Consider the following 26389-nt stretch of genomic DNA (forward strand, 5'->3'; position numbering starts at 1 on the left):
TATCTTTCATTTTTGGGCTGAAAGGAAAAAAGCATTACTTTTGCGCTGATTTATCAATTGGGGTTGACTGGTTTCGACAGCAAGACCAATGGGTAAGTAAGCACGCAGAGAACCGTAGCGCGATCTCTATAATCCCTTGCTACAAATTTTAACTGGCAACGAAGAGTATGCTCTTGCTGCTTAATCTGAAGTATAGTAGGATAAGCGTTTTTCCCGAAGTAGAGTAAGGAAACAAGATGTCTCACGGAAGCTCCGTTCTGCGGCGTCCGAGTATGAGGCATAGGAAATGCAGAAATAAGCCTTTGGAGGCTTCGGCTAAAGGACGAAAACCCGAGAAGATAAGCTGTAAATTGAGTGTCTGTTCTCTGTTTGCAGACGAAAACTAAAAACAGAATAAGCGTGTAGAAAGCTTATGTATTGCTTGTTTGGACGAGGGTTCGAATCCCTCCAACTCCACAAAAACCTCCATAAACTAAATATTTACGGAGGTTTTATTTTTTTTAGCCTAATTAATATCTTAATTAGGTATAAAACATTCAATAGACCTAGCCGCCTATTTTTATCATACTTCTGTTGGCGAGTTTTTCTTCCTCTATGTTTTGTAGATGAATGAACTGTCCGCCTTTTTCTTTATGCTTTCGCCAGATACCTTCTTTTATGGCATTTTCAATGCTTTGCCCTTGGCGGTAGAGGGAAAGCAGATCAAATTCCTCTGCTCCGAAAAGACAGTTTTTCATTTTACCATCGCTGGTGAGTCGTATTCTGTTGCAACCCGCACAGAAGGAGTCCGTCATTGTAGAAATAAAGCCAAAGCTACCTTCGCTATCAATTCTCAGTTTGTATTTTTTTGAGGTATCGTTTTTAGCATCAAAGAGTTTAAGATAATCGTACTTCTCTCCAATGATGCTGAGCATTTTTCTAATGGGGAAAACCTTATTTCGCTCCCAAGAATTACCATTGAAAGGCATAAACTCTATGAAGCGCATTTCTATCGGGTAGCGATGAGAGAGCTCGGCTAATGGGAGGATATCATCTGTATTCATCCCATCTATGATGACTGCATTGAGCTTAATATTAAAGCCTTTTGAGATGCCTGTTAGTATATTTTCCCAGACTTTTGGGAGGGAATCTCGCTTGGTGAGGAGCTTGAATTTTTGACGATTGAGACTGTCTATACTGATATTGATATCTCTGATGTTTTTTTCTTCTAATAGGTTAAAATATCGGTCTAAAAGCACTCCATTAGTCGTGATAGCAATTTGAACATTGAGCTGAGAGAGGAGTTCTATGATTTGTTTAAAATCTTGTCTTACGAGGGGTTCACCACCCGTAATTCTTATTTTCTTAATTCCAAATTTTTCTACAAAGACTTTGGAGATATTGAAAATTTCTTCGGCGGACATAAGCTCTGCGATAGAGCTGCAACTGAAAGGCTCATCGGGCATACAGTATAGGCATCTAAAATTACAGCTATCTGTAATGGATAGCCGTAAGTAATCGTGTTTTCTACCGAAGGAATCTAATAAATCAATACTCATATTCTTCTTCTTTCTCGTCTCCTTTCATAATATTACCTGTTGGTATTCTAGGGATGTATCTTAAAAAGAAGACTAAGCACAGAAAAATAACTACAGAGCCAATTGCTGACCAAGTAGCAAACGGCTGTACTTCTATTTCTGTATTATATAGGTATAATGCCTTGTTAATCGTACCAAATAAAAGCCACATCTGGAGAGCGACGAACATAATATAAATTGCAATAACGAAAGTTAGCATTTCATTAATTCTGAATGTAACTTTCTTTATGGGTTTCTTTCTAATAGCCATAAGGTTCAGTATTTATTTTATCCGTGATGTGCTTTGTGATGCTTTTTCTTTTGATAAGCATATTCTTCTACATAGATTCTGTTCTCTTTTACTACAACGCCCAGTTGCGGTAATGGTCTTGGTGGAGGTCCCTGTAAAACTTCTCCATTCTCTGGGTCAAAAAATCCGTGATGGCAAGGGCATTCTATAAGGTTTTCATCGTGTTTATAGATAACTCCACAAGAGAGGTGGGTACATTTTTGCTCGAAAACTTTCCATTTATCTTTTGCCATTCGAATGAGCATATAAGGGTTTCTGTGGTCTCCATCTATATAGAAGGTTTTTTGCTGCCCTACTTCCAGCTCATCAGTAAAGCAAACGAAATAATCTTTAATGACTTTTTTCTTATGGAAATAATTAAATACTGGAATGAAAACATTAGCAAAAGCCAACAATCCAGAGAATAAGGTTACGACTTTTACAAATTCTCTACGGGAGACATATCCTGCCTCTCTTTTCTTAATAGGGAAATCTGCTTTCCAATCAGGGATATTGTTATTATCAGACATTATTAATTGATTTTTATCATTAGAATACTTTTAATTCTTTACTGCCTTTCGGCATCATTATATTAACCTTAGTGGTTACGACCTCTTCACCGAATATAAAACGGTTAACGGGAGTACTGTTTGGTCTTTTCTTAGCTACATTTTCTCGGGTATCAAAGGTGAGCGCTCCACTTGGGCATACGGTAGCACACATTGGTTTAAGACCAATGCTTGTTCTATCGTAGCACATATTACACTTCATCATTAGCAGTGCATTCTGATCAGGGATTTGAGGTACTCCGAATGGGCAACTCATTACGCAGTTGGCACACCCAATACATTTAGAAACATCTGCAGAATGTACAATACCAAATTCATCTTTTGTGATAGCATCGGCGGGACATACATTTGCACAAATAGGGTCATCACAGTGCATACACACCTGAACCGTAGTTTGGATGGTTTCTGCTCTATCTACATAGTGTATGTGTATCATAGTCGTCTCTCCATTGGTTTCGCACTCTGCACAAGCCATTTCGCAAGAGTGGCAACCTATGCATCTCTGCATATCGAGGAAGAACTCCATATCATTAAACTTCTCGAACTGTTCTGCCATAACTTTTATAACTTCATATATCTTTATTACTGTTTAAATATCTTTTTGATTTGTATTTAATAGTGAATATCCCTACTTCTGTAAGCTAATTCAACGGACTCCTCTGCTCGCTTCCTGCCTGTTTTCTCTATTTTGCAGGCACAGACCTTAAACTCTGGCATTTTAGAGATTGGGTCTAATCCATCAAATCCTACGGTTAATTGATTCACTGCATTAACTCCTCCCCAGTGGTATGGGATAAAAATAGTATCTTTTCTTATGGTCTCCACGACATTGGCTGGGAATAAGGCTTCTCCTCTTCTGGTGATGACTTTAATTAAATCATCGGTCTCTATATTGTATTTAGCTGCCAGCTCAGGGTGGATTTCCATTAAGGGCTCAGGGTATATATCTACCAATTTTCCAATTCTCCTTGTTTGGGTTCCACTAAGGTATTGGCTTACTACTCGCCCAGTTGTTAATACGATAGGATATTCCTCATCAGGCTCTTCTACTGGGGTAATGTATGGAGTAGGGTTGAAGTGAGCCTTACCGTCATTGGTTTTAAATTTTCTATCCTCCCATAATCTCGGTGTACCAGGGTGGTCAAGGCTTGGGCAAGGCCAAAACATTCCCATATTTTTTTCTATTCTTTCGTAAGTAATTCCGTAATAATCGGCATAGCTCCCCCTAGTAATATGTCTTAATTCATTAAAGATGTCCTCAGATTTGGTATAGTTGAATTTATCTTCTACTCCTAATCTTCGTGCTAACTCCTTAAAGATATCAAGGTCTCTCATTGCATTTCCAGGAGGCTTTACAGCTCCAGTAATACGGATAACCCTACCTTCGGAGGAGGTAGTAGTTCCATCTTCCTCTTCTTGAAGAGACCCTGCCAATATGATATTTGCGTGGCGAAGAGTCTCGGATAAGAAGAAGTCTATACCAGCGTAGAACTCCAATTTTTCTAATGCACTTCCATTATCACGGGAATTGCACTTTCATTTGCGCACTGTATAGGCGAGTTTGGAGTGGTTATTATGGTCGGTGGGAATATTGCGAATGAAACCAGAATCGCTTCCGTAGCTATTTATGACCAGGTTCAGGCACTGAATTTTGAGGCAGCCAATCGCTATGCTTTCGTCCTTTTCATCTTCTCATTTCTTATCCTGCTTTTGATTTTCAGTATTAATAAAAAGTTCAAAATACAGTTCTAATCCTATGGAAATATCCATTAAACACCCTATTCTCACTTCCGAAGGAGAGAAATGCTTAGAGGTAGATGCTACGATTGATGAAGGGAGCTTTATAGGCGTATTCGGTAAGTCTGGAATAGGGAAAACTACTTTTTTTAAAATTCTTGCAGGCATTATACAGCCTGATTTCGGTCGGATATCCACCTCCCAAACCCTTCTCGATACTCAGCAAAACCTGTCATTACCACCGCAGAAAAGGGATATTTCGTTGATGTTTCAAGATTATGCCCTCTTTCCTAATATGACGGTAAAAGAAAATATCGCTTTTGCACAAAAGGTGAAAGATAAACCCTTTACCGATGAATTATTACAACGTTTTGAGCTCTCACCACTACAAAACCGATATCCTTACCAGCTCTCTGGTGGGCAGCAGCAGAGAGTAGCACTGGCTCGCACACTGGCACAAAAGGCAAAAATTATGCTTTTAGATGAGCCCCTCTCCGCCGTCGACAGGCAGATGAGACCAGTAATGATAGATACGATTTTTGAGCACTATAAGACCTACGAGCCAACGGTCTTTATCATCAGCCACGACCCCTCCGAATTTGAGAAACTGATCAGCGGTAGCATACAAATCTAAGATATTACCTAGACTTTATTTTATTCAATGAAAAGGATATTCCTATGTTTTCAGAAAATTTTTAATCTATTAGAGTAGCAGAATTATCATTTTTTTTTCTTTACTCCATTAGAACAGAATCATATAGTATGTTAGAGTCTATATTTATCCTTTTAAAGCTATATTGGAAAGTAAAATTATAAATCTACCAACAAGAGGAAACCTAATAAAAACTGGTTAGGAATTGGAAGGGGGGATAACTCATAGAGAAATTTTTCAATTAATCCCTTCGTCTAGCAGCCTATGCAGATCGATAATTCCAAAATACTTACCGTTTTCTGTTACAATCAACTGCCCAATATTGTTCTCCTTCAAGAGTTTCATCGCTTCTTTCGCAAGAGCCGTTTTCTCTATCGATTTAGGGCTTTTGCTCATAATATCTTTTGCCCTCAGATGAGATAAATCCTGCGTATTAATCAGCATTCTCCTAAGATCTCCATCGGTAATCACGCCCGTTATTTTCCCTCCATCGGTTACCACCGTAATCCCGTGCGAAGAAGCACTAATCGATATAATCACCTCTCGGATACCCGCCGTTTCAGGGACTTCAGGCTTTTGTTGGGAGAGGAATTGCTCCACCGTAGCCGTAAGATTCTTGCCCAAACTCCCCCCAGGGTGGAATTTTGCAAAATCAGTGTCCTTAAACCCCCTCATTTCCATCAGACAAATCGCCAAAGCATCTCCCAACGCCATCTGAACCGTCGTAGAACTCGTGGGGGCCAACTTTATCGGGCAGGCTTCCTTCTCCACATTCGTGTTGAGAATGATATCTGAGCCCTCGGCTAACTTACTTTTAAGATTACCCGTCATACCGATTAAGGCAGAGGAGTAGCTTTTCAAGTAGGGAACGAGGCTTACAATCTCAGGCGAATTTCCCGAATTGGAAATACAAAGCACCACATCTTGCTTCTGGATAAGCCCAAGGTCGCCGTGTATCGCCTCTGAGGCGTGGAGAAACTGTGCAGGAGTACCTGTGGAATTCATTGTAGCAACGATTTTATTGGCAATGTGTGCGGACTTACCTATCCCCACAATAATAAGTTTCCCTTGTGCAGAGTAAATTGTCTCTACTGCTTTCAGGAAAACTTCATCTATGCGCTCAGTGAGTCTGTGCAGTTCGCTGATTTCCGTTTCAATGGATCTTTTTGCTAAATCAATAATTGAGTTCATCGTAAGGAGATATGAGAATATGCAGATTTGCAGTGTTTCAGTGGGAGGCTATAGTTTTTCTATCTTGTCAGTAAGGCTGTTAATGAAGTTTTGAAGAGGTTTCTCTACCATCATCTTGATAAATGGATTGAAGTTACCTTTAAAAAGGAGCTGCACTTCGGATTTGTTGTCGCTCATAGGTTGCATCTGACCTATTAAGGAGAAATCAAGCCCTGCTTTTGCAGATTTTAGCTCTATGTTTCCATCAATCGTCTTATTGATGTCTAATGCAATCTCTGGCATCCCTTTTAGGCTGAATTTAAATCCCTTCTCTGTAGTCTCAAAGAATTGCAGACTTTCTGGCATTAAATACTGATAGTCCGAGGGATGTTTCAGCATTTCTTTAAGCTCTTGTACTGACTTATTTACAGTGATTTTTCTTCCTTCTAAGTTCATTTTTTATATTTTTGTGCATTAAATTTTCAAATACCTCACAAATGTATAAAGTTTTTATTAACGAAAAAAAAATATCACTCACTAAATCTCCCGAAAGCACGGTCAAAATTCTTCCTTACGAAGGTGCTCATACCATAGAGATAGCGATGGACCTTATTAAAAACACCTCTACACAAGAAATCAATATTTATTCTACCGATATAGGAGCTCTGTGGCAGAATTTCAAAAGCCAATTCAGAATAGTAGAAGCTGCTGGTGGTATAGTAAAAAATACAGAGGGGAAAGTACTTTTCATCTATCGGCTCAACAAATGGGATTTACCTAAAGGAAAGATAGAAAAAGGCGAAACCTATGAAAATGCGGCACTGAGAGAGGTCGAGGAAGAAACCCATCTTCGCCATCTTGTATTAGGATTACCTGTGATGACTACCTACCACATCTATACTGAGAAAAACGGAGATAATGTCTTGAAAATGACCCACTGGTTCCAGATGGAATACACAGGAAATGAGCAACTCATCCCCCAAACAGAGGAAGGCATAACCGATGTACAATGGCTTGATGAAGAGGATATCTACCTTAAAGTCCTCCCCAATACCTTTAAAAACATACATCTTGTATTAAATCAAAGTGGGGTAGCAGAAGATAAGTGAGACCTTGGATCTTATTTTTTATTTAGCCATATAATCAAAAGGTATTATAAAAATATTATTTCTTAATCTTCCCAGAGCTATGAACTCTGGGAAGAGATTTATTATAATAATTCTTTTTATACAGAGTAAACGCTCTTTAATATAATACTAATAAGAGCTTTACATAGTAGATTAAAACAAGTCTTTACGAATAATATTTTGGTTTCGCTCTGGACCTACGGATACGAGATAGACATTAATACCGAGGTAGTTTTCTATAAAGGAAATATATTTCTTGGCATTTTCTGGAAGTTCATCGTAAGAGCGTACTTTGCTGATGTCTTCATCCCAACCCTCGAGCTCGTGATATATAGGCTCATACTTATAGAGTTTGGTTGTAGATGAAGTAAAGTAATCTATAATTTTACCGTCTTCGGTCTTGTATTGGGTAACGATTTTCAATGTTTTAATGCCTGTCAGCACATCGAGTTTAGTGATAACAAGATTGTTGATACCATTAATCATACAAGCGTGTTTCAGAGAAACGAGGTCAAGCCAGCCTGTGCGTCTTGGTCTGCCTGTCGTAGCCCCGAATTCGTGCCCTACCTGTCTTATTTTCTCGCCGAGTTCATCATTAAGCTCGGAAGGGAAAGGGCCATTACCCACCCTCGTACAATAGGCTTTAGCCACACCGATAAGGTTTTGAAGGCTGGTTGGAGGTACGCCCGCACCTGTACAAACCCCACCAGTAGATGGAGAAGAAGAGGTTACAAATGGATAAGTCCCAAAATCAATATCCAGCATTAGGGCTTGCGCACCTTCAAAGAGGATATTCTTTCCAACTCTTATAGCTTCATTGAGTTCAAGTTCGGTATCTACGATTCTATTTTTTAGCTTCTGACCGATAGCGAGGAATTCTTCGTAGAGTTCATCTACATTAAGGGCGGGTTTGCCAAAATATTTTTCAAAAAGAGCATTTTTTACTTTCAGATTTTTCTCAATCTTTTCTCTCAGTACTTCGGGGTTGAGTAAATCTATCATACGAATACCCACTCGAGCGATTTTATCCTCATAGCAAGGACCGATTCCCTTTTTTGTAGTCCCGATTTGTGTTCCACCTTGCTCTTCTTCTCTATAAGTATCCAAGAGGATGTGATAAGGCATAATCACATGAGCTCTTCTACTGATGAATACATGATCAGTTCTGAGTCCTTTGCTCTCAATTTGCTCGATTTCTTTAATAAAGGACTTAGGATTTACCACTACGCCATTGGCAATAATACATTTCCCTTTGCATTGGAGAACTCCTGAGGGGAGGAGGTGGAGAACGAACTTCTCATCGCCCGCATAGACAGTGTGCCCGGCATTATCACCACCTTGGAAACGAACTACATAATCAGATTTTGCGGATAGAACATCGGTAATTTTACCTTTACCTTCGTCTCCGTATTGGAGACCTACAACTACATAGGTAGACATATTTTCTTTACTTTTTTTTAGATGCTCACAAAAGTAAGTTAAAAATGCATCAGCCACAAAATTAAATTCACACTAATTTATGATTAAATACTACTTTTGCAGCCCAAATGTGTTTCAATGAAGCAAATCTTTTTCAAACAAAAACAGCTATTCTTATTTATTATAGCGGGCGGTCTTAGTGCGATGATAGAGGTGAGTAGTTTTAAAGGACTAAGCCTCATTCTCCCTTCAATCATCTCCTCCGAGACCAATTTCTACGGCATACATTTCCCTTTGAGCAATGTTTTTTCTACCTCGCTCGGCATTATTACGAACTATTTCTTCAGCATTTGGTTCGTATTCCAGAGGGGGAAGCACTCCAAAAGGAGGGAGTTTGCCTACTTTATGTTGGTTTCATTGCTAAGTACTCTTCTGAGTTTGGTTTTCTTTCAAATATTTTTTACTTTTGTTTTCAAGAATCACTTAAAACTCATCATTTTCACATTTAGCGCGGAGGTTTTAAGCAAAATATCTGCGATTATTCTAACCTCAATACTGAATTATTTCGTGAAAAAGAAAATGATTTTTAATGGATAATACAAGATAATGCTGAGAGCCAAAGGAAATACTGCCCTTTTGATGTTTTACAATCTGGAGAATTTATTTTATCCTCTAAGTTCTCAGAATATTGATAATCAATTGAGAAATTGGTCGCTCAGCCGATACCAAAAAAAGCTAAAAAGCATTTCAGAAACACTCCTATTAATACAAAAAACCTACGGGAGCCTCCCGATCATCATTGGCGTATGCGAGGTACAGGGCATACAGCCTCTGGAAGACTTAATACAATATCCGCCGCTTTCTAGCTACGGCATTATACATTACAAAGGCCGTGACAAAAGGGGCGTAGATACCGCTTTACTCTATGATTCTAAGGAAATAGAGGTCCTCCATTCCGAGCCTCTTCCCGTTTCGGAAACCAGAAGCATCATCTTTACTAAAATACAGTATTGCAACTCAATATTCAATGTTTATACCCTCCATCTCCCGTCCCGAAGAGGGTCAGATGAGGCAAAAAACAAAAGAGAAATCATACTGAACACCCTCAAAGAGCATCTGATAAACAATCTTAACGCCCAAAAAGAGCCCGTCATCATTCTCGGTGATTTTAATGCCAATCCTAATGATGAAGCCATAAGAAATCTGATGAATATAAGCCCTCGTTTCCAGCTGATAAACCCTTTTTCAGAGGTTTATGCCAATAGGTCGTTTTCCAATTTCCATCGCTCAAAGGGTTTGTTGTTTGATCAGATTCTCTTCTCCGAACATCTCGTGTCAGAAAACTTCCCGTTAGCGTTTGTAAAAGCAGAAATCTTTGCTCCAGAACAACTGAAGCAGCACGGAAAGCCCTCGCGAACCTTCGCCGGAAGCAGATACTTGGGCGGACAAAGCGATCACTTCCCCGTCATCATACAAACTAAGACAATTATTAACTGAATTATTAACATAAAAAATTAGTAAGCTATGAATGTAGAAAATTTTTTAGATTCCACTTATCTAAAACTCCCAGAACAGTCTGGTCTCACCACAGAAGAGACCCGTAAAAAGGTAATTGAGCTCACCGACGAGGCCATTAACTACCATTTCTTCGAAGTGATGATTCGTCCAGAATATGTCCACTTCATCAAGAACTATATCAAGGAAAAGAGTGCCTCCGTTAAGGTTGGTACCGTTATCGGCTTCCACGAGGGCACCGCATCTGTAGAGGCGAAGCTCGCAGAGGCAGAAAAGGCGATTGCCGATGGCGTAGATGAGCTCGATTTCGTCATTAATTTCGAGAAATTTAAGGCAAATGAGCTCGCTTATGTAAAAGATGAGTTCCTAAAATGTACCGCTCTCGCGCTCAAACATCATAAAACCGCGAAATGGATTATCGAAATCGCCGCTCTTACCGATGAGCAGATTGCCAGCATCACTTCTCACATTCGCCAGTGGGCAGAGGAGAGTTTTGCAGGTAGAGAGCAAGAGATTTTCGTTAAATCTTCCACAGGTTTCTATAAAACGGAAGGCGGAAAGCCCAATGGAGCCACTCCAGAAGCCATTAAAATAATGATTGCCCACGCGGGTAAGCTCCCCGTAAAGGCTGCGGGAGGCGTTAGAACCCACCAAGAAGCCCTTGATATGATTGCGCTCGGTGTCAAGAGGATTGGTACTTCCTCTGCCCTCGCTCTTTCGGGTAAAGGTACTGCTCCTTCAAGCGCAGGATACTAAGCTATCATCATTCAAATACAAAATCCAGAGCCTGATAAGCCTCTGGATTTTTTTTTCATCTCTTACCAACCTCATATAATTAGTATTTTTGCACAGCTAAAAATTAAAATTCAAATGATTTCAATATTAGATACTCAATTTTCTCTACTGAATTTGTATTTGTCTGAGGCTTTACCAACTAAAATATTCATCCTTTGTGATGAAAACACAAATGAGTACTGCTTGCCTACGCTTTTACTCAATATGCAGACCGATATTCCTTTTGAAATTATAGAAATAGAAGCAGGTGAGGAAATGAAAACCATAGAAACGGCAAAGCAACTGTGGGAGATATTGGCAGATTTCGGTGCGGATAGGAAATCATTGCTCATCAACCTTGGCGGAGGGGTTATTACCGATCTTGGTGGTTTTGTGGCATCTACTTATAAGAGAGGGATTCGCTTTGTAAATATGCCGACAAGCCTCCTCGCAATGTGTGATGCTTCTATCGGTGGTAAAACGGGGATTGACCATCAGTTTTTGAAGAATGTAGTGGGGACTTTTGCCCATCCAGAAGCTGTTTTCGTTTATCCGAACTTTTTAGATAGCCTTCCTTTTGTAGAGCTTAGGAGTGGCTTTGCAGAGATGCTTAAGCACGGTCTTATTGCCAGCCGTTCGCATTGGGAGAACCTCTCCTCTCTTTCGGAGATTAATGTAGTAGCAGTTTCGCCCTACATCAAAGAATCTATGATGATAAAAGAGAAGGTGGTAAGCATCGATTTTAAGGAAGAAAATATCAGAAAAACACTGAATTTCGGGCATACTATCGGGCACGCTATTGAGAGCCTTTTCTTGGAACAAGGAAGTTTGGTTCCCCACGGAGAAGCAGTAGCAGCAGGTATGATTTGCGAGACTTATCTCTCTTGTCTTGAAGGATTGATTAATAGAGAAACCCGTGATAATATTATAAACACGATAAGAAAATTCTATCCAGTGCTCAATATCCAGAATTTTACAGATGAATCCTTGATTTCCCTAATGACCAATGACAAAAAGAATGCGTCTGGGAAGATTAATTTCTCCCTTATCTCTGCGGTGGGAAGCGGTATTTATGATTATCAATCCACGGAGAAAAATATCATTGAGTCTATTGAGTTTTACGGGTCGTTGCCTAAGGATTCATTTTATTAAAAGGAAGAAAAGAACTACTTTTGCACCCGTATGAAAAGATGGTATCTCTATCCTTTTTCCCTCGTTTATCATTTGGCTACGGCTACCCGAAACTTGGCGTATAGCATAGGAATTCTTAAGTCCACAAGGTTTAGAACCCCAATCATTAATGTAGGTAATTTATCCGTAGGAGGCTCTGGAAAGTCTCCAATGGTGATGTATCTTGCCGATTTGCTTTCTCAATATTACCGAACGGGAGTGCTCTCTCGTGGTTATGGCAGGCAGACGAAAGGCTACAGGATTACCAATTACGACAGTAATTACAGGCAGGTAGGTGATGAAGCTATGCAGCTCTTCGAGAGGTTTAAAAATCGTTTCGTTATTGGGGTTTGTGAAGATAGAGTAGAGGGAGCAAAGAAGATGATTCCCGATATGGATTTAAAAGTTCTCCTTTTGGATGATGCCTATCAGCACCGTGCGATAAAAGCAGGTTTTAACATTCTGATGACGGATTATAACGACCCTTACTTTAAAGATTTCCTATTGCCAGCGGGCAACCTTAGGGAGAGCCAAGCAGGAGCCAAAAGAGCACAAGTTATTATGGTTTCCAAATGCCCAGATAACCTTACAGAGGAGAAGAAACAGTATTATATCTCTCGTATAAAGCCTACACAGAATCAAAAGGTGTTTTTCTCATCTATTAGCTATGATGAAAAGGTGTTTGGTAAAGATGGGCTGGGAAAACCTACCGAGCTCCCCGATAATAATCTGGCGTATTACGACATTCTCCTCATCACGGGGATTGCCAATCCTAAGCCCCTTTTGGAACATCTTTCCAAGTTTAACAAGAATTTTAAACATTTAAAATTTAAGGATCATCATAACTTTACAGATGCTGATATAAAGAAGATTATGGATGAATACCGAAAGCTTGGAGATTATAAACTCATCCTCACTACCGAGAAGGATTATGTAAGATTGAAAACTTTTGATTACCTTAGAGGTCTTATTTTTTACTGGCCGATAAATCTATCCATTGATAAAAAAGAAGAGTTTAATCAAATAATTATAGACTATGTTAAACAAAATTAAAGAAACCGCAGAATTTATTAAGGGAATCATCAAAGAAACCCCAGATTTCGCAATCGTATTAGGCTCTGGGCTTGGTGCTTTGAAAAACGAAGTAGAGCCGATACATACATTGGAGTATAGCGAGATTCCAAACTTTCCTCAGACTACCGTTGTAGGGCACGGAGGCAAGCTCATCTACGGAAATCTCGAAGGCAAAAAAGTACTGATGATGAGCGGTAGGTTCCACTACTACGAAGGGCACGATATTAAGACGGTAGTTTTCCCTTTCAGGGTTTTCCACGCGCTTGGTATCAAGAATCTCATCGTTTCCAATGCTTCTGGTGGGGTAAATAAAGACTTCCGTGTGGCAGATGTAATGATTATTCGCGACCATATTAATATGATGCCAGAGCACCCGCTCAGAGGTAAGAATATAGATGAATTCGGTCCTCGTTTCGTAGATATGAGTGAGCCTTACAGCAGAAAAATGATTGAAATAGCAGAGAAAGTAGCTGCAGAGAAAGGCATCAAAGTACATCAAGGAGTATATGTAGCGCTTCAAGGGCCTACCTTCGAGACTCCTGCCGAGTACGGTCTTGTAAAAGCAATCGGTGGAGATGCTGTGGGGATGAGCACTGTACCAGAGGTTATCGTGGCTAAGCATCAGGGGATGGACTGCTTCGGAATCTCTATCATCACCGACCTTGGTGGGCCAGACATTGCCTTTACCGTTTCCCACGATGAGGTTCTACAAGCCGCCGAAAAAGCAATGCCTAATGTCATCAGCATTGTAAAAGGCTTGGTGAAGAATTATTAGGGGATATCGTCTCTTTCTTTTTTAAAGAAAGATTCATTTGAATACTTATTTTGGGGGCTTTGCCCCCTTTTATTTTTTCTGGGTAGTATATCTTAGAAAAAGACTTCCATCAAATACTTAAAAATAATGCAAATCTTGTAAAAAGAGGATATTGCTTTAGATTTTAGAAATTATAATAGATATTCAGTTTTATTTATTTTTGGCAAAGACTTTGTAGAGTAGATAATCATTGGATTGAAATACTGAAAATAATCTTAAAAATTATAATAAATAAGACGAGTTTAATAAAATTAAAAACAGATGCAATGAAAAATTTATTTAAAAAAGAAGAATTCCTCTTAGATGAGGTGATTTTTCAAGGGAGAAACAAAGAATATGGCGCTTATGACCTGCGCTATCAATCAGACAAAATGCTGACAAAAGCAATGTTTATTGGAGTGGCATTTTTTAGCTCGGTATCCATCATTCCGTTGGTAACAAGTCTTTTTAAAGAAGAGCCTAAGGCTACGGTAGAGGTCGTTGCTCGCCCTATGGATATTGAAAATATAGAGAAAAAAGAGGACGAGAAGCCTCTCCCTGAAAAATCAATAGCTCCCCCTAAACCCCAGAAGGTAAATACAGTAGATAGCCGAGTGCCTGACCCTAAACGAAATGCGACAAATGAAAGCTCAGTCCCTACCAATGAAGAATCGCTAAATGCAATAAGAGGGTTGGAGACCATACAGGGGAAATCACCGGATATTAGACTTAATCGGTCTTCAAATGAGATGAATAACAGCGGTAATACAGGAGAAGTGAAATTTGAAAAACCTGTTATAATAGATGATTCACCAAAGACGAAGGTAGATGTAAGCGCAGATTTCATAGGTGGGATAGATGCTTTTAGAAATAAGGTGATGAGCAGTTTTGATATTTCCGAATTTGAGGAAAGTAATGAAAAATTAAGTACAGAAATCACTTTTGTCGTTGAAAAAGATGGTAGTATATCTAATATCAAGGCAAGTGGAAAAGATGATGCTTTTAACAAAGAAACCATCCGTGCTATCAAAAGTATAAAAGGAAAATGGACGCCTGCAAAAATTGATGGACGACCTGTTAGGAGCTATTTTAGATTCCCTGTTTCTGTAGTATTTAACTAAGGACATAGCTGTTTTTTTTTATAGTTTTATCCACATTCTATAACCGAATGTGGATAATTTTTTATTCTAATAATTTTTTGGTTTGTAGAGGATTAAATATTGCTATATCAATATCAATTTATTGCAAGAATAAAAAATTTGTACTTTTGGGGAATTATAATTTTTAGAATGGCTAAAATAATAGGAATTGCAAATCAAAAAGGAGGTGTAGGAAAAACGACGACTGCGGTAAATTTAGCCGCTGCACTCGGTGTTCTTGAAAAAAAAGTACTGATTATTGATGCTGATCCACAAGCAAATGCAACCTCTGGTCTCGGTGTAGAAGAAGTGAGAAATTCTACCTACAATCTCTTAGAGCATAGTGAAAAGGTGGAAGATTGCATATACAAAACCAGCTCCCCGAATTTAGATATTATTCCTTCTCACATTGATTTGGTTGCTGCCGAAATAGAATTGGTAGATAAGGAAAACCGAGAGTTTATGCTCAGAACTGCCTTAGAACCCATTAAAGACCAATATGATTTCATTATCATTGATTGTGCTCCGAGCTTGGGGCTTATTACCATCAATGCGCTTACGGCATCAGACTCGGTCATTGTTCCTATACAGTGCGAATATTTTGCATTGGAGGGCTTGGGTAAATTGCTCAATACCATTAAGAATGTGCAGAATATCCATAATCCTGATTTAAGCATAGAGGGGCTCCTCCTTACGATGTATGATAGCCGGCTTCGCCTCTCAAATCAAGTAGTGGAGGAAGTGAATATGCACTTCCCAGAAATGGTTTTTGAGACGGTTATCAGCAGGAATGTAAGGCTTAGCGAGGCTCCGAGTTTTGGTGAAAGCATCCTGATGTATGATGCCGAAAGCAAAGGTGCAGTACAGTATATACAGCTGGCAGAAGAGGTGCTTCTTAAAAATAAAAAATAGAGAAAATGCGGTTTTAAGCGCTATAAAAACTTAAAAAATGAAAGACAAAAAAAGAGCAATGGGCAGAGGTTTAGGGGCAATCCTAAACTCTGAATCTAAAAATACAATACACACCGCTACCGATGCAGGTGCCGAGAAGCTGGTTGGAAATATTGTGGAGGTTCCAATAGAGGATATCTACCCCAACGCCACACAGCCGAGGACTTATTTTGATGAAAAAGCCCTTACCGACTTGGCTCAGTCCATTAAATCACTCGGTGTTATCCAGCCCATTACCCTGAGAAAGGATAAAGATAAATTTGAGATTATCTCTGGTGAACGGCGTTTCCGTGCGTCTAAGCTCGCAGGCTTAAAAACTATCCCTGCTTACATTCGCCTTGTGAATGACCAGGAGCTTCTGGAGATGGCGCTCGTAGAAAACATCCAAAGGGAAGACCTCGATGCGATAGAAGTTGCCCTTACTTATCAGCGACTTTTGGAGGAAATCGGTCTTACCCAAGAAAACCTCAGCCAAAGGGTAGGGAAGGAGAGAAGTACCATTACGAATTCTCTTCGTTTGCTCAGACTAACTCCTGAGGTACAAAATGCCATCCGTAGTGCTGCAATTTCAGCGGGGCACGGTAGAGCCATCCTTAGTCTTGATACTGAGGAGGAGCAGCAGCAGCTTTTCGAGCAGATTATAAAAGAAGGCTTAAATGTTCGCCAAGCTGAGGCATTAGCATCAGCGATAAAAAATCCGAAGGAGAAGAAAATCAAAGCTCAAAGGGAGATTTCTAATTATCATAAGAAAGTTCAGAAAAACCTCAGTGACCTGCTGGATACAAAAGTGGAGATTAAAACTTCTGCCAATGGTAAAAAAGGAAAGCTGGTTTTGGATTTTAAAAACGAAGCAGTGCTGGAAGAGATTCTCGCTTACTTTAACCGATAGCCACCGCTTATAAATATGAAAAAACTTTTGCTCATCATCTCTTGTTTTATCATTCATCTTGCCTTTTCACAGGAGGTAGATACCTTAAAGGTAGCACCTCAAACCGTGCAGGATATAGAGCGAGACATTCAGATGATAAATAAACCTTTAAAGATTACTCCTAACAGCCCTGTGAAGGCGGGTTTATACTCTGCAGTTTTACCTGGGCTCGGGCAGTATTATAATAAGAAATACTGGAAGATTCCTATTGTCTGGGGAGGGATTGGCACAGGGGTAGGCATCGTTCTCTGGAACCAGCGGAAGTATGATAAATACCGCTCTGCCTTTATTGCAGAGCTTAATGGGCAGCCTCACGAGTTCTCTGGTTTTCAGGGAGTGAATGAGGAGGTTTTGGGGCGCATTCAGGATAAATTTAAAAGGCAAAGAGACTATGCCATTGCCATTACGGGGCTTATCTATGTGCTCAATATTATAGATGCAGTGGTAGATGCGCATCTTTATGAGATGAAGCGAGACCCAAACCTGACTCTGAAACCTACCGTTATCTACGATGAGTATGCCGAGCAGAATGCAAAAGCAGGAATAAGCCTTAGTTTTAGATTTTAATACATACAGAATATAAAATGAAAATAGCATTAGTGGGTTATGGTAAAATGGGGCAGATTATCGATAGAATCGCGACCGAGAGAGGGCACGAAATCGTTGCCAGGCTCAACCAAACCCCGACTTCCGAGACGCTGAATAATGCCGATGTGGCAATAGAATTCTCCCAGCCAGAAGTGGCTTTCCAGAATATAAAAACCTGCCTTGAAAACCATACGCCTGTGGTCTGCGGTACTACGGGCTGGCTCAGCAGGAAGCCAGAAATAGAGCAAATCGCACAGGCACAGCAGTCCGCTTTTCTTTATGGTTCTAATTTCTCTCTCGGTGTGAATCTTTTCTTTGCTCTGAATGAGAAATTAGCATTGATGATGGCTCATTTTGATGAGTATAATGCCCAGCTGGAAGAGATACACCACATTCATAAGAAGGACGCACCGAGCGGTACGGCAATTTCCTTAGCTGAAGGGCTTATCGCTCATCATCCGAAGTTTCATTTGTGGAAATTAGATGAAACCGAAGGTGCCCAATTAGGAATTTTTGCCATTCGGGAAGATGAAGTTCCAGGTACGCACTCGGTATTCTACCGCTCCAAAGTAGATGAAATCGAGATAAAACATACGGCTTTCAGTAGGGAAGGCTTTGCGCTCGGGGCGGTAGTTGCCGCCGAGTGGTTAAGAGACAAAAAGGGCATTTTCAGTATGAAAGATGTCTTAGGAGTATAAAAAATGAGGAGGCGAAAGCCTTCTTTTTTATGAAATTAATAAAATTATCTCTGTTTTAATGCGTAGTTTATCTGTTTTTGAAGAAAATCTTAGTAAGATTACTAAGATGGAGCATTAAATTAATGCTCTATACCTCTAAATTAGTGCTCCAGAGGTCAAATTTTGACCTCCATCGCATTAAAATAGACCGACGACGGTCTAAAATTGACCTCCATCTCATTAAATTAATGCGTCATCGTATTAAATTTGACCTCCGTTGTATTAATAAATAATACTATGAGCCAATTAATATTGATTAATCGGCTCAAATATACGATAATTTTGATTCGATTACGGGAATTAATCGGCTCACAAAAGAATCCAAAAGAAAAACAGTACAACCATAAGTGGCTGTACTGTTTCATATTAATTTGCTCAATCAGAGTTTTAATCTTTAATGATTTTCTCTGTATAAGTAGCGTTTTGGGTATTGATTTTAAGGATATACACACCTTTGGAAAGGTTGCTTACGCTTCTTTGGTTTGTGCTGAGTGTTTTTACGAGGCTTCCGTTTGCGGAGTAGATTTCTATGCTCTTGATGCCGTCTAAGCCTTGAATGTGAAGCTCATCTTTTACTGGTTTTATGATGAAGAACTGTGGTTTTTGCGCTACATCTTCGGTTGCTAAGTCGGCAGTACAGCCTGCATCAAATGTATCGCCAGAGATTTTCCACCATTTAATGTCGATAAGTTTTTGTCTGTAAGGCTTAGCAGCAGCACCATAAGTAACGGCTTGAGAAGAGAAGACTACATCACTTCCTGTATTTGGGTTTTCTGCCCAGCCTTTGAGGGTTTTGCTGTAGTTTTCGCAATCCATTCCAGAGAAGGAGAATATACCGCCGAGTTTAGCATCCGTTGGAATAGTCCAGCTTCCCAAGTTTTGGTTAAATTTTCTTGCACCTACGAACATTCTGTTCATATTTTTAGCTTTAGATACATTCCAGTTAGAGAGGTCGCTATTAAATTTCTCTGCTCCATGGAACATAAACTCCATATTTTCTACATTGCCTACATTCCAGTTAGAGAGGTCGCTCTCAAATTCTGCTGCGTTCCAGAACAGCTCAGTCATATTGGTAACGCTCCCCACATTCCATTTAGAGAGGTCGCTGGTAAATACTCCTGCTCTGTTAAACATCCTTCTCATATTGGTTACATTGGTTACATCCCATTTGGAGAGGTCTTGGTTAAATGCTTTTGCATTCTCAAACATAGAGCTCATATCTTGCACTTTACCTACGCTCCATTCAGAGAGGTTGGAGTTGAAAGCTATAGCATTAAAAAACATAGAGTTCATATGCGCTACATTGTCTACCGTCCATTTAGAGATATCGGAGTTGAACTCAGAAGCACCATTAAACATAGAGTTCATATTGGTTACCTGCTCTACATCCCAGTTGGAGATATCTCCGTTGAATTTTATAGCACCGTTGAACATATTTGCCATATTTTTCACTTTTCCTGTTTTCCAGTTTGGCATATTTTGGTTAAAGTTGACCGCATCGCTAAACATATACTGCATATTGTTTACATTGCTCACATTCCAGTTGGAGAGGTCCTGGTTGAATGCCGTAGCGCCATTAAACATATAGCTCATATTTTCTACCTTGCTCACATCCCATTTGGAGAGGTCTTGGTTGAATGCCTTAGCTCCTTCAAACATCCCTCCTTTGTAGAAGTTAACTCCTCCCATATTCTTTACATTGCCCACTTTCCAGTTGGAGATGTCTTGGTTAAATGCTTGTGCGTGGGCAAACATCCCGCTCATATCTTCTACTTGGGATACATTCCAGCCAGAGATATTGCCGTTAAATTTAGCAGCATTGTTAAACATATTCTTCATATTGGTAACCTTACTTACATCCCAGTTTTCTATGCCAGGGATATTATCGATTTCCCTACAATAGTAGAACATATGGCTCATATTGGTTACATTAGAAAAGTTCGGCTTATCAGTTGCGGTTATTTTAAGACCAGAGCATCCTCGGAAGAGGTCGGATAAATCATCCGTCCAATTTATTTCTCCCCATTCTTTTAATTCAATGATGCCGCTAAGATTCTTAAATTTAAAAGCCTCTGTTGGTGTGATGGTGATTTTATATTCTCCATTTGCCAAGTTGAGGGTTGTTTTTGCAGGCACACCTGCTCCTGAACCTGTTACACTTGGGTCGCCTACTTTTTCGTAGGTATAGTTAAAGTTGCCCACACTTCCAAAAGAGATTTCCCCTTTCTTATTTGTTTTCCATACGCCTACGAAAGGCTTCTGTGCATACGCCACCATTGCGACGAATAATGCGAATAAAATTGAAATTTTTTTCATTATAAATGTATTTAATTATGCTTCTAAAATATAGACAAAAGCCTCCAAAGTTGACCTCAGGGGCTATTAAATTAGGTTTTAATCTTTAATGATTTTATCTGTATAAGTACCGTTTTGGGTATTGATTTTAAGGATATACACACCTTTGGAAAGGTTGCTTACGCCTCTTTGGTTTGCATTGAGTGTTTTTACGAGGCTTCCGTTTGCGGAGTAGATTTCTATGCTCTTGATGCCGTCTAAGCCTTGAATGTGTAGCTCTTCTTTTACTGGTTTTATGATGAAGAACTGTGGTCTTTGCGCTACTGTTTCTGTTGCTAAGTCGGCAGTACAGCTTGAGTCGTAGCTATCGCTATAGATTTTCCAGTCTTTCTCATCGATGAGTTTTTGTCTGTAAGGTTTTGCACTATCTCCGTAGCTTGCGGTAGAGTAGAAGTGGATTTCCTTACCTGTGTTAGGATTATCTGCCCAGCCTTTGAGTGTCTTGCTGTAGTTTTCGCAATCCATTCCAGATTCTTTGAGGAAGTTCGTCATATGGGCTTTATCTTTTATCTTCCATCCTGCAAGGCTTTGGTTAAATGCCTTAGCATCTTCAAACATAAAGTCAAGTACTTGTACGCTACTTACATCCCAGTTAGAGATATCTTTATTAAAATTTTTTGTACTTTCAAACATAGAGCCCATATTGGTTACCTTGCTTACATCCCATTGGGAGATATCTTGGTCGAATGCCTCTGCTTCTTTAAACATATTGTTCATATCGGTTACCTTGCTCACATCCCATCTGGAAATATCGCTATTGAAAGCTGTAGCACCTTGGAACATACTCCAAGTTCCTGTAACATTACTCACATTCCAGTTAGAAAGGTCGGAGTTGAATAGCGGAGCTTTGGAGAACATAGCGTACATAAGGGTTACATTACCTACATTCCATCTAGAAAGGTCGCTATTAAACTGTAATGCTTCATAGAACATCACTTCCATATTCTTAGCTTGGGATACATTCCAGTTAGAGACATCTCCACTAAAGGCTTTTGCTCTATAGAATACGCCTTTCATATTGGTTACAGTGCCTACATTCCAGTTAGATACATCGCCATTAAATGCAAATGCTTCTCGGAACATATACTCCATATTTTCGAGGTTTTTGAATTCCCAAGTATGGATATCTCCATTAAAAGTGCTTGCTTCCTGGAACATATAGCTCACATTTTTTACATTGCCCATATTCCATTTGAACAGGTCTTGGTTGAAATGCGTAGCACCGCTAAACATATAGCTCATATCTTGAACATTGCTTACATCCCAGTCGTTTAATCCATTGATGGTTTCCAATGAAGAGCAGCCGCTGAAGAGCCCGCTAAGGCTGGTTACCCCAGATAGATCGGGAGTATCGTCAGCGGTTATTTGGAGTTCGTTACAGTTAGCGAACATCCCTGAGAGGTCATCTGCCCATTTCACGCTTCCCCATTTTTGTACTTCGAGGAAGTTGTTAAGGTCTTTAAATCTAAATTTATTATTGTTTTTTGGTACGATGGAGATTTTGTATTTACCAGGGCTTACGAACAGTTCTGTTCTATTAGGCCAGCCATCTCCTATACCGTTGATACTAGGGTTTCCTACCTTTTCATAGGAGTAACTAAATTCTCCTTCTGTTGCGAAGACTATTTGTCCTCTTGGGGCATTCCACACTCCTACGAAAGGTTCTTGCGCATACGCCACTATTGCGACGAATAATGCGAATAAAATCGAGATTTTCTTCATTATTGAAATATATTAATTATGTTGTTTTAATTTAATGATGAGATGGATTATCTCTGATGATTATTCTTTAATAATTTTCTCTGTGTACTGATGATTTTCTGTATTTATTTTTAAGATATAGAGCCCTTTTGGTAGGTTGCTTACGGCTCTTTGTTTTCCTTTTAATGTCTTGATGAGTGCGCCAGAAGCGGTATAGATTTCAATGTTTTTTATCTCTTCTGGGCTTGAGATAATGAGCTCATCTTTTACGGGTTTCAGTACTTTGAGGGCTGGTCGGGTAGGGGCATCAGCTATGCCTAAGTCTACGGTACATTTATCGTCATATTTATCGCTACTGATGGTCCATCCTTTCTTTTTAATGAGCTCATCTCTATAAGGTTTTGCTGCATCTCCGTACTTGGAGTTGGTAGAGAGGTTTACGCCTGTTCCTACTTCAGAATTTTCTGCCCAGCCTTTGAGGGTTTTGCTGTAGCTTTCGCAATCCATTCCAGAGTTTCTAAAAATCCCTGCCAGCGTGGCACCTGTTTTTATCTTCCAAGCGCCTAAGTCTTGGCTAAAATTCGTTGCGTCATAAAACATACCGCTCATTAGCAAGATATTTTGCACTTTCCAGCCAGAGATATCTTTATTGAAAGCCTTTGCACCTCTAAACATACTTACGGTTTCGGTAAGGGCTTCGGTATCCCACTGGGAGAGGTCTTGGTTAAATGCCTCTGCTCCTTTAAACATAGACACCATTGTTTCCACTTTGCCTACCTTCCATTGGGAGATATCGCCGTTAAACTGCTTTGCTCCTTCAAACATAGATTCCATATCGGTAACCTCGCCTACTGCCCATTCGTTTATGTTGGGTACATTTTCTAATTGCGCGCAATTGAGAAACATCCTGCTCATATCGGTTACTTTGGAGAAGTCTGGGGTATCGGTAGCGGTTATTTTCAGTTGGCTACACTCTCTAAACATTCCCGAGAGGTCTTCTGCCCAGTCTATATCTCCCCATTGGCTGAGGTTTCGGAAAGCATCGCCTCCATTTTTTTTCAGTCTAAAAACTCCCGTTGGGTTTATTTTAATGGTATATTCTCCTACGGATTCTGTTATTTTAAGCTGAAACTCAGTTCCCACCGCTACTGCCGAGCCTGAGCCCGATACACTTGGCTCGCCTACTTTTTCGTAGGTATAGCTAAAATCTCCCAAAGCGGAGAGCTCCACTACGCCGCTGGCATCGCTTTTCCATACACCGATGAGGGGATTTCCCTGTGCATACGCCACTATTGCGAGGCATAATGCGAATAAAATTGAAATTTTCTTCATTTCTAATACTTACTTATTACTTGTTCTTATTTTTTTAATCAATTGCTTACTCTATTAAGGATTTTCGGCGCTCTCCCGAGATAAAAATTCCTCTTCGGATAGAGATTTTATCTCCTGTTTCATTTTAATATTTTTTCTTCTACTTTCAGATTTGAAGGGGTAAAAGAATAAGACGAAGGATTAAAATACCTCACTATATTGGTATTTTAATCCTTCGTTGGTTAAGTTTCAGTATTTAGCAATACTGTCTGCATATCTTTTTTTATTTTATGATGGCTAATGAAAATTTCCCTTGGCTCTTTATGTCTATTTTCATAGTTACCCATGCATATTATCATACTGTTTTAGATTTTTAAATATTAAATAAAAATATAAACACTTGAAAAATAGAGGGGGGGGTCCCTTATTTTAAACGCGTCAAAGTTATATAAAAAAGTCTATTGCGCAATAGAAAAAAGATTTATTTTAAAATATTTATATTCGCACCTGCTTTTTAAGCGATTAAATACCGAAAAAACCGAAAAATATCAATGGAATATTTCGTTCAATACACTGTTTTTGTCCTCATTTTATCCGCACTAATGGGGCTCTCTACTTGGAAACTTTTCAGAAAAATGGGGCATCACCCGCTTTTGGCTTTCGTCCCTTTTTATAATTACTTCCTTATACTAAAGGTCTCAAAAAAACCGAAATGGTGGGCACTCCTTGCCTATATGCCGATTGTGGGAAGCATTATGATGACTGTTTTTCACCTCCTTTTGATGGATAAATTCGGCAAAAAGCTCTTCCCTCAAAAGTTCCTCACCGTTGTACTGCCGTTTATCTATATGGCGTACATCAACTACTTTGATGATACTGAAATAGATGAAATGGAAGACCTCTTCCTTACCGAAGAAGAGCGGCAGGAGAAGAAAAAAGATACGCTCATCGGTTCATTAACCTTCGCAGCGGTATTTGCTACCGTTATACACACATTCGTTACCCAACCCTTCGGAATCCCTACCGGCTCGATGGAAAGAACACTCCTTGTGGGCGATTTCCTCTTCGTTAATAAATGGAGCTATGGCTTCCGAATGCCTACACGACCGCTCGCTATCCCTTTTTTACAAAGCACCATAATGGATACTGGTGAGAAAGGCAATCCGAAAGACGACCCTAAGTCCTATGTAGATGTTGTAGAGCTCCCGTATCTGAGGATTTTCAGTAGTGAGCCTCAGCGAAATGATATTGTGGTCTTCAACTATCCTGATGACTCGGTGCATACCGCAATAGACAGGAAAGACCCCTATGTAAAACGACTGCTCGCCACTGCTGGTGATGTATTGGAGATAAAAGCAGGTAAGGTGTTCATCAACGGAAAGCCCGAAAAACGAATGGCAGATGCCGAAGTACAGCATTCCTATACCGTAACCACTGAGCAGCTCCTCGACATTGATGCAATATTCAAAGCCTATGGCGTTTTACCCTTCGAGGAGAAAGACGGAGTCTATGTATTTAGCGGACTTACCGATGCTATGGTAAAAGATTTTAAAGCAATGCCTGGCGTAACCTCCGTAGAAGAAAATATAGACCCCAAAGGCGAAAAAACAGTGGGATACTATATAAATAAAGTAAAATCTATGGAAGAAGGAGAGCTCGTTCTTAGTAATAAAATCAACTATTCCAATACGATTTTCCCTCATAATAAAAACTGGAACCCAGACTGGTATGGCCCACTGAGAATTCCTAAAAAAGGAGATGTTATTAGCCTTACCGAAGATAACCTACCAGAATATCAAAAGCTCATTACCCAATACGAAGGCAATACATTGGTGCATAAAGACGGTAAATTCTTCATCAATGGCAAAGAGACCGATCAATACACCGTAAAATACAATTATTATATGATGATAGGGGACAACCGAGACAATTCATTAGATGCAAGGTTCTTCGGTTTCGTTCCAGAAACGCACATTATGGGTAAGCCTATGTTCGCTTGGCTAAGCCTACAAGGGCTGTTCTCAGATTCTGAGCGAGGGGTATCCTATTCGGAAGGAAAAATCTACCAAGCACCATTTAAAATCCGATGGGAAAGAATGTTTAAAGCCGTAAATACAGGCGATGCTAATAAAACATCCTACTGGTGGCTTGCGGTGCTCATCCTGACCCTTTTCTTCGGCTGGGATTATATTATGAAGATATTCAAAAAGAAAAAAGAAGACGAATAATGAACCTCTTACCTGTATTCTACCTCCCGCCTGTGAGCTGGTTTGCTCGGTTTATCGCTCAGGAAGATATTACACTGGAACAGTATGAGAATTTTCCTAAACAAACCTACCGAAACAGAGCGAATATCTATGGTGCTAATGGGAAATTATCCCTCATTATCCCTATAAAACATACGGGAGACAGGCTGATGAAAGATATACAAATCTCCTATGCTGAGAATTGGCAAAAGCTCCATTGGAAGTCTATTAAGACTGCCTATCAATCCTCTCCCTACTTTGAATATTACGAAGATAAGCTCCAATCAATCTTTGAGACTCGTGAGCCTTCATTACTGAAATTCAACCTTAGGGCGTTGGAGGTTTTGCAGCGTATTTTAAAGACAGATAAAGGCTTTTTGCTTACTGAGGAGTATATAAAACAGCCTCAGATGAATGATTACAGGGAGAAGTTTAGTGCTAAAAAACCTCTGCATTATGGTTTTGAAGAGTATTATCAAACCTTTTCGGATAAAATGGGCTTTATAGAAGATTTATCGGTGCTGGATTTAATCTGTAATAAAGGTCCAGAAGCATTGGCATACTTGCAGAATATCTAAAATAGCTAAA

The 26389-nt window shown here is 39.6% G+C and carries 27 protein-coding genes, 1 other RNA gene and 1 pseudogene; 17 read left to right on the plus strand and 12 right to left on the minus strand.

Translation table 11 applies throughout. The features are described from left to right. Positions 1 to 59: 59 nt before the first annotated feature. Positions 60 to 459: a transfer-messenger RNA gene (gene ssrA, locus D8991_RS04320) on the plus strand. 86 nt (positions 460 to 545) lie between these two features. Here ssrA and moaA read toward each other — a convergent pair. The 6 genes and pseudogenes from moaA to D8991_RS09155 all read right to left on the minus strand — a co-directional run. Beyond that, on the minus strand, positions 546 to 1538 hold the full coding sequence (gene moaA / locus D8991_RS04325) for a GTP 3',8-cyclase MoaA (RefSeq protein ID WP_120488946.1): 993 nt from the start codon (positions 1536 to 1538) through the stop codon (positions 546 to 548). Continuing rightward, positions 1528 to 1827: a C4-dicarboxylate ABC transporter permease gene (locus D8991_RS04330; RefSeq protein ID WP_120488947.1), complete on the minus strand. Its 300-nt coding sequence runs from the start codon at positions 1825 to 1827 to the stop codon at positions 1528 to 1530. The genes moaA and D8991_RS04330 overlap by 11 nt, the downstream gene beginning before the upstream one ends. 17 nt (positions 1828 to 1844) lie before the next feature. Continuing rightward, positions 1845 to 2375 (minus strand): QcrA and Rieske domain-containing protein, encoded by a 531-nt coding sequence (locus D8991_RS04335; RefSeq protein WP_120488948.1) that lies wholly within the window; start codon positions 2373 to 2375, stop codon positions 1845 to 1847. A 19-nt stretch (positions 2376 to 2394) separates the two neighbouring features. Next, on the minus strand, positions 2395 to 2970 hold the full coding sequence (locus D8991_RS04340; RefSeq protein ID WP_120488949.1) for a 4Fe-4S dicluster domain-containing protein: 576 nt from the start codon (positions 2968 to 2970) through the stop codon (positions 2395 to 2397). Between the two features lie 56 nt (positions 2971 to 3026). After that, a complete protein-coding gene (locus tag D8991_RS09140; protein ID WP_394364125.1) occupies positions 3027 to 3749 on the minus strand; it encodes a molybdopterin oxidoreductase family protein in 723 nt (240 codons plus the stop codon). Continuing rightward, a pseudogene (locus tag D8991_RS09155) lies at positions 3726 to 3914 on the minus strand (molybdopterin-dependent oxidoreductase); the annotation flags it as partial. The pseudogene D8991_RS09155 and the gene D8991_RS09140, both read right to left, overlap by 24 nt. Before the next feature lie 75 nt (positions 3915 to 3989). Here D8991_RS09155 and D8991_RS04350 point away from each other — a divergent pair. Both D8991_RS04350 and D8991_RS04355 read left to right on the plus strand, forming a co-directional pair. Next, entirely contained in the window at positions 3990 to 4166 is a 177-nt protein-coding gene (locus D8991_RS04350) for an ABC transporter permease (protein WP_245957176.1), read from the plus strand. 4 nt (positions 4167 to 4170) lie between these two features. After that, positions 4171 to 4785 carry an ATP-binding cassette domain-containing protein gene (locus tag D8991_RS04355; protein ID WP_120488950.1) on the plus strand — a complete coding sequence of 205 codons (615 nt, stop codon included), beginning with the start codon at positions 4171 to 4173 and terminating at the stop codon, positions 4783 to 4785. 255 nt (positions 4786 to 5040) lie between these two features. Here the strand turns inward: D8991_RS04355 and D8991_RS04360 are convergent, their stop codons facing one another. Both D8991_RS04360 and D8991_RS04365 read right to left on the minus strand, forming a co-directional pair. Further along, a complete protein-coding gene (locus tag D8991_RS04360) occupies positions 5041 to 5994 on the minus strand; it encodes a KpsF/GutQ family sugar-phosphate isomerase (protein ID WP_120488951.1) in 954 nt (317 codons plus the stop codon). Positions 5995 to 6042: 48 nt separating this feature from the next. After that, positions 6043 to 6429 carry an SRPBCC family protein gene (locus D8991_RS04365; RefSeq protein ID WP_120488952.1) on the minus strand — a complete coding sequence of 129 codons (387 nt, stop codon included), beginning with the start codon at positions 6427 to 6429 and terminating at the stop codon, positions 6043 to 6045. A gap of 41 nt (positions 6430 to 6470) precedes the next feature. Between D8991_RS04365 and D8991_RS04370 the strand changes: the two genes are divergently transcribed. After that, entirely contained in the window at positions 6471 to 7082 is a 612-nt protein-coding gene (locus tag D8991_RS04370) for an NUDIX hydrolase (protein WP_120488953.1), read from the plus strand. A 171-nt stretch (positions 7083 to 7253) separates the two neighbouring features. Here D8991_RS04370 and D8991_RS04375 read toward each other — a convergent pair whose 3' ends face one another. After that, complete coding sequence (locus tag D8991_RS04375) at positions 7254 to 8540, minus strand: adenylosuccinate synthase (protein ID WP_120488954.1); 1287 nt, start codon at positions 8538 to 8540, stop codon at positions 7254 to 7256. Between the two features lie 117 nt (positions 8541 to 8657). Here D8991_RS04375 and D8991_RS04380 point away from each other — a divergent pair, with 117 nt between their 5' ends. From D8991_RS04380 to dapB, 11 genes are all read left to right on the plus strand, one after another. Continuing rightward, a complete protein-coding gene (locus D8991_RS04380; RefSeq protein WP_120488955.1) occupies positions 8658 to 9116 on the plus strand; it encodes a GtrA family protein in 459 nt (152 codons plus the stop codon). Positions 9117 to 9125: 9 nt separating this feature from the next. Then, on the plus strand, positions 9126 to 10016 hold the full coding sequence (locus tag D8991_RS04385) for an endonuclease/exonuclease/phosphatase family protein (protein WP_120488956.1): 891 nt from the start codon (positions 9126 to 9128) through the stop codon (positions 10014 to 10016). Positions 10017 to 10043: 27 nt separating this feature from the next. Further along, positions 10044 to 10790, plus strand: a complete 747-nt coding sequence (deoC, locus tag D8991_RS04390) for a deoxyribose-phosphate aldolase (protein ID WP_120488957.1) — start codon at positions 10044 to 10046, stop codon at positions 10788 to 10790. Positions 10791 to 10904: 114 nt separating this feature from the next. Then, on the plus strand, positions 10905 to 11960 hold the full coding sequence (aroB, locus tag D8991_RS04395) for a 3-dehydroquinate synthase (protein ID WP_120488958.1): 1056 nt from the start codon (positions 10905 to 10907) through the stop codon (positions 11958 to 11960). A gap of 30 nt (positions 11961 to 11990) precedes the next feature. Beyond that, positions 11991 to 13031: a tetraacyldisaccharide 4'-kinase gene (gene lpxK, locus D8991_RS04400; RefSeq protein WP_120488959.1), complete on the plus strand. Its 1041-nt coding sequence runs from the start codon at positions 11991 to 11993 to the stop codon at positions 13029 to 13031. After that, positions 13015 to 13827 (plus strand): purine-nucleoside phosphorylase, encoded by an 813-nt coding sequence (locus D8991_RS04405; RefSeq protein ID WP_120488960.1) that lies wholly within the window; start codon positions 13015 to 13017, stop codon positions 13825 to 13827. Before lpxK ends, D8991_RS04405 begins: the two co-directional genes overlap by 17 nt. 305 nt (positions 13828 to 14132) lie before the next feature. After that, the gene (locus D8991_RS04410) at positions 14133 to 14966 is read left to right on the plus strand and encodes an energy transducer TonB (protein WP_120488961.1); all 834 of its coding nucleotides are present in this window, start codon (positions 14133 to 14135) and stop codon (positions 14964 to 14966) included. Positions 14967 to 15134: 168 nt separating this feature from the next. Next, the gene (locus D8991_RS04415) at positions 15135 to 15896 is read left to right on the plus strand and encodes a ParA family protein (protein WP_120488962.1); all 762 of its coding nucleotides are present in this window, start codon (positions 15135 to 15137) and stop codon (positions 15894 to 15896) included. 37 nt (positions 15897 to 15933) lie between these two features. Continuing rightward, a complete protein-coding gene (locus tag D8991_RS04420; RefSeq protein ID WP_120488963.1) occupies positions 15934 to 16824 on the plus strand; it encodes a ParB/RepB/Spo0J family partition protein in 891 nt (296 codons plus the stop codon). A 15-nt stretch (positions 16825 to 16839) separates the two neighbouring features. Beyond that, positions 16840 to 17430: a DUF5683 domain-containing protein gene (locus D8991_RS04425; RefSeq protein WP_120488964.1), complete on the plus strand. Its 591-nt coding sequence runs from the start codon at positions 16840 to 16842 to the stop codon at positions 17428 to 17430. A 17-nt stretch (positions 17431 to 17447) separates the two neighbouring features. Beyond that, a complete protein-coding gene (dapB, locus tag D8991_RS04430) occupies positions 17448 to 18149 on the plus strand; it encodes a 4-hydroxy-tetrahydrodipicolinate reductase (RefSeq protein ID WP_120488965.1) in 702 nt (233 codons plus the stop codon). Positions 18150 to 18575: 426 nt separating this feature from the next. On the opposite strand, the gene D8991_RS04435 is transcribed toward dapB, so the two are convergent. From D8991_RS04435 to D8991_RS04445, 3 genes are all read right to left on the minus strand, one after another. Further along, positions 18576 to 20504, minus strand: coding sequence for a BspA family leucine-rich repeat surface protein (locus tag D8991_RS04435; protein WP_120488966.1), 1929 nt, complete (start codon positions 20502 to 20504; stop codon positions 18576 to 18578). Between the two features lie 78 nt (positions 20505 to 20582). Further along, complete coding sequence (locus tag D8991_RS04440) at positions 20583 to 22265, minus strand: BspA family leucine-rich repeat surface protein (protein ID WP_120488967.1); 1683 nt, start codon at positions 22263 to 22265, stop codon at positions 20583 to 20585. A 60-nt stretch (positions 22266 to 22325) separates the two neighbouring features. Then, positions 22326 to 23576 (minus strand): BspA family leucine-rich repeat surface protein, encoded by a 1251-nt coding sequence (locus D8991_RS04445; protein WP_120488968.1) that lies wholly within the window; start codon positions 23574 to 23576, stop codon positions 22326 to 22328. A 530-nt stretch (positions 23577 to 24106) separates the two neighbouring features. Between D8991_RS04445 and lepB the strand changes: the two genes are divergently transcribed. Beyond that, positions 24107 to 25783, plus strand: a complete 1677-nt coding sequence (lepB, locus tag D8991_RS04450; RefSeq protein WP_120488969.1) for a signal peptidase I — start codon at positions 24107 to 24109, stop codon at positions 25781 to 25783. Continuing rightward, positions 25783 to 26379: a WbqC family protein gene (locus D8991_RS04455; protein ID WP_120488970.1), complete on the plus strand. Its 597-nt coding sequence runs from the start codon at positions 25783 to 25785 to the stop codon at positions 26377 to 26379. The genes lepB and D8991_RS04455 overlap by 1 nt, the downstream gene beginning before the upstream one ends. The last annotated feature ends 10 nt before the right edge of the window (positions 26380 to 26389 follow it).

It is taken from the genome of Bergeyella cardium (assembly GCF_003614945.1).
GTDB classification, from domain to species: domain Bacteria; phylum Bacteroidota; class Bacteroidia; order Flavobacteriales; family Weeksellaceae; genus Bergeyella_A; species Bergeyella_A cardium.

What these genes read in the sequence shown, in the direction of transcription:
- D8991_RS04370 (WP_120488953.1), top strand. Translation starts at nt 6,471, where the DNA reads ATGTATAAAGTTTTTATTAACGAAAAAAAAATATCACTCACTAAATCT.
- lepB (WP_120488969.1), top strand. Translation starts at nt 24,107, where the DNA reads ATGGAATATTTCGTTCAATACACTGTTTTTGTCCTCATTTTATCCGCA.
- lpxK (WP_120488959.1), top strand. Translation starts at nt 11,991, where the DNA reads ATGAAAAGATGGTATCTCTATCCTTTTTCCCTCGTTTATCATTTGGCT.
- D8991_RS04340 (WP_120488949.1), bottom strand. Translation starts at nt 2,970, where the DNA reads ATGGCAGAACAGTTCGAGAAGTTTAATGATATGGAGTTCTTCCTCGAT.
- D8991_RS04335 (WP_120488948.1), bottom strand. Translation starts at nt 2,375, where the DNA reads ATGTCTGATAATAACAATATCCCTGATTGGAAAGCAGATTTCCCTATT.
- D8991_RS04415 (WP_120488962.1), top strand. Translation starts at nt 15,135, where the DNA reads ATGGCTAAAATAATAGGAATTGCAAATCAAAAAGGAGGTGTAGGAAAA.
- dapB (WP_120488965.1), top strand. Translation starts at nt 17,448, where the DNA reads ATGAAAATAGCATTAGTGGGTTATGGTAAAATGGGGCAGATTATCGAT.
- D8991_RS04360 (WP_120488951.1), bottom strand. Translation starts at nt 5,994, where the DNA reads ATGAACTCAATTATTGATTTAGCAAAAAGATCCATTGAAACGGAAATC.
- D8991_RS04355 (WP_120488950.1), top strand. Translation starts at nt 4,171, where the DNA reads ATGGAAATATCCATTAAACACCCTATTCTCACTTCCGAAGGAGAGAAA.
- D8991_RS04425 (WP_120488964.1), top strand. Translation starts at nt 16,840, where the DNA reads ATGAAAAAACTTTTGCTCATCATCTCTTGTTTTATCATTCATCTTGCC.
- D8991_RS04410 (WP_120488961.1), top strand. Translation starts at nt 14,133, where the DNA reads ATGAAAAATTTATTTAAAAAAGAAGAATTCCTCTTAGATGAGGTGATT.
- D8991_RS04445 (WP_120488968.1), bottom strand. Translation starts at nt 23,576, where the DNA reads ATGAAGAAAATTTCAATTTTATTCGCATTATGCCTCGCAATAGTGGCG.
- D8991_RS04420 (WP_120488963.1), top strand. Translation starts at nt 15,934, where the DNA reads ATGAAAGACAAAAAAAGAGCAATGGGCAGAGGTTTAGGGGCAATCCTA.
- moaA (WP_120488946.1), bottom strand. Translation starts at nt 1,538, where the DNA reads ATGAGTATTGATTTATTAGATTCCTTCGGTAGAAAACACGATTACTTA.
- D8991_RS09140 (WP_394364125.1), bottom strand. Translation starts at nt 3,749, where the DNA reads ATGAGAGACCTTGATATCTTTAAGGAGTTAGCACGAAGATTAGGAGTA.
- D8991_RS04435 (WP_120488966.1), bottom strand. Translation starts at nt 20,504, where the DNA reads ATGAAAAAAATTTCAATTTTATTCGCATTATTCGTCGCAATGGTGGCG.
- D8991_RS04380 (WP_120488955.1), top strand. Translation starts at nt 8,658, where the DNA reads ATGAAGCAAATCTTTTTCAAACAAAAACAGCTATTCTTATTTATTATA.
- D8991_RS04365 (WP_120488952.1), bottom strand. Translation starts at nt 6,429, where the DNA reads ATGAACTTAGAAGGAAGAAAAATCACTGTAAATAAGTCAGTACAAGAG.
- D8991_RS04375 (WP_120488954.1), bottom strand. Translation starts at nt 8,540, where the DNA reads ATGTCTACCTATGTAGTTGTAGGTCTCCAATACGGAGACGAAGGTAAA.
- D8991_RS04330 (WP_120488947.1), bottom strand. Translation starts at nt 1,827, where the DNA reads ATGGCTATTAGAAAGAAACCCATAAAGAAAGTTACATTCAGAATTAAT.
- aroB (WP_120488958.1), top strand. Translation starts at nt 10,905, where the DNA reads ATGATTTCAATATTAGATACTCAATTTTCTCTACTGAATTTGTATTTG.
- D8991_RS04440 (WP_120488967.1), bottom strand. Translation starts at nt 22,265, where the DNA reads ATGAAGAAAATCTCGATTTTATTCGCATTATTCGTCGCAATAGTGGCG.
- D8991_RS04385 (WP_120488956.1), top strand. Translation starts at nt 9,126, where the DNA reads ATGCTGAGAGCCAAAGGAAATACTGCCCTTTTGATGTTTTACAATCTG.
- D8991_RS04405 (WP_120488960.1), top strand. Translation starts at nt 13,015, where the DNA reads ATGTTAAACAAAATTAAAGAAACCGCAGAATTTATTAAGGGAATCATC.
- deoC (WP_120488957.1), top strand. Translation starts at nt 10,044, where the DNA reads ATGAATGTAGAAAATTTTTTAGATTCCACTTATCTAAAACTCCCAGAA.
- D8991_RS04350 (WP_245957176.1), top strand. Translation starts at nt 3,990, where the DNA reads ATGGTCGGTGGGAATATTGCGAATGAAACCAGAATCGCTTCCGTAGCT.
- D8991_RS04455 (WP_120488970.1), top strand. Translation starts at nt 25,783, where the DNA reads ATGAACCTCTTACCTGTATTCTACCTCCCGCCTGTGAGCTGGTTTGCT.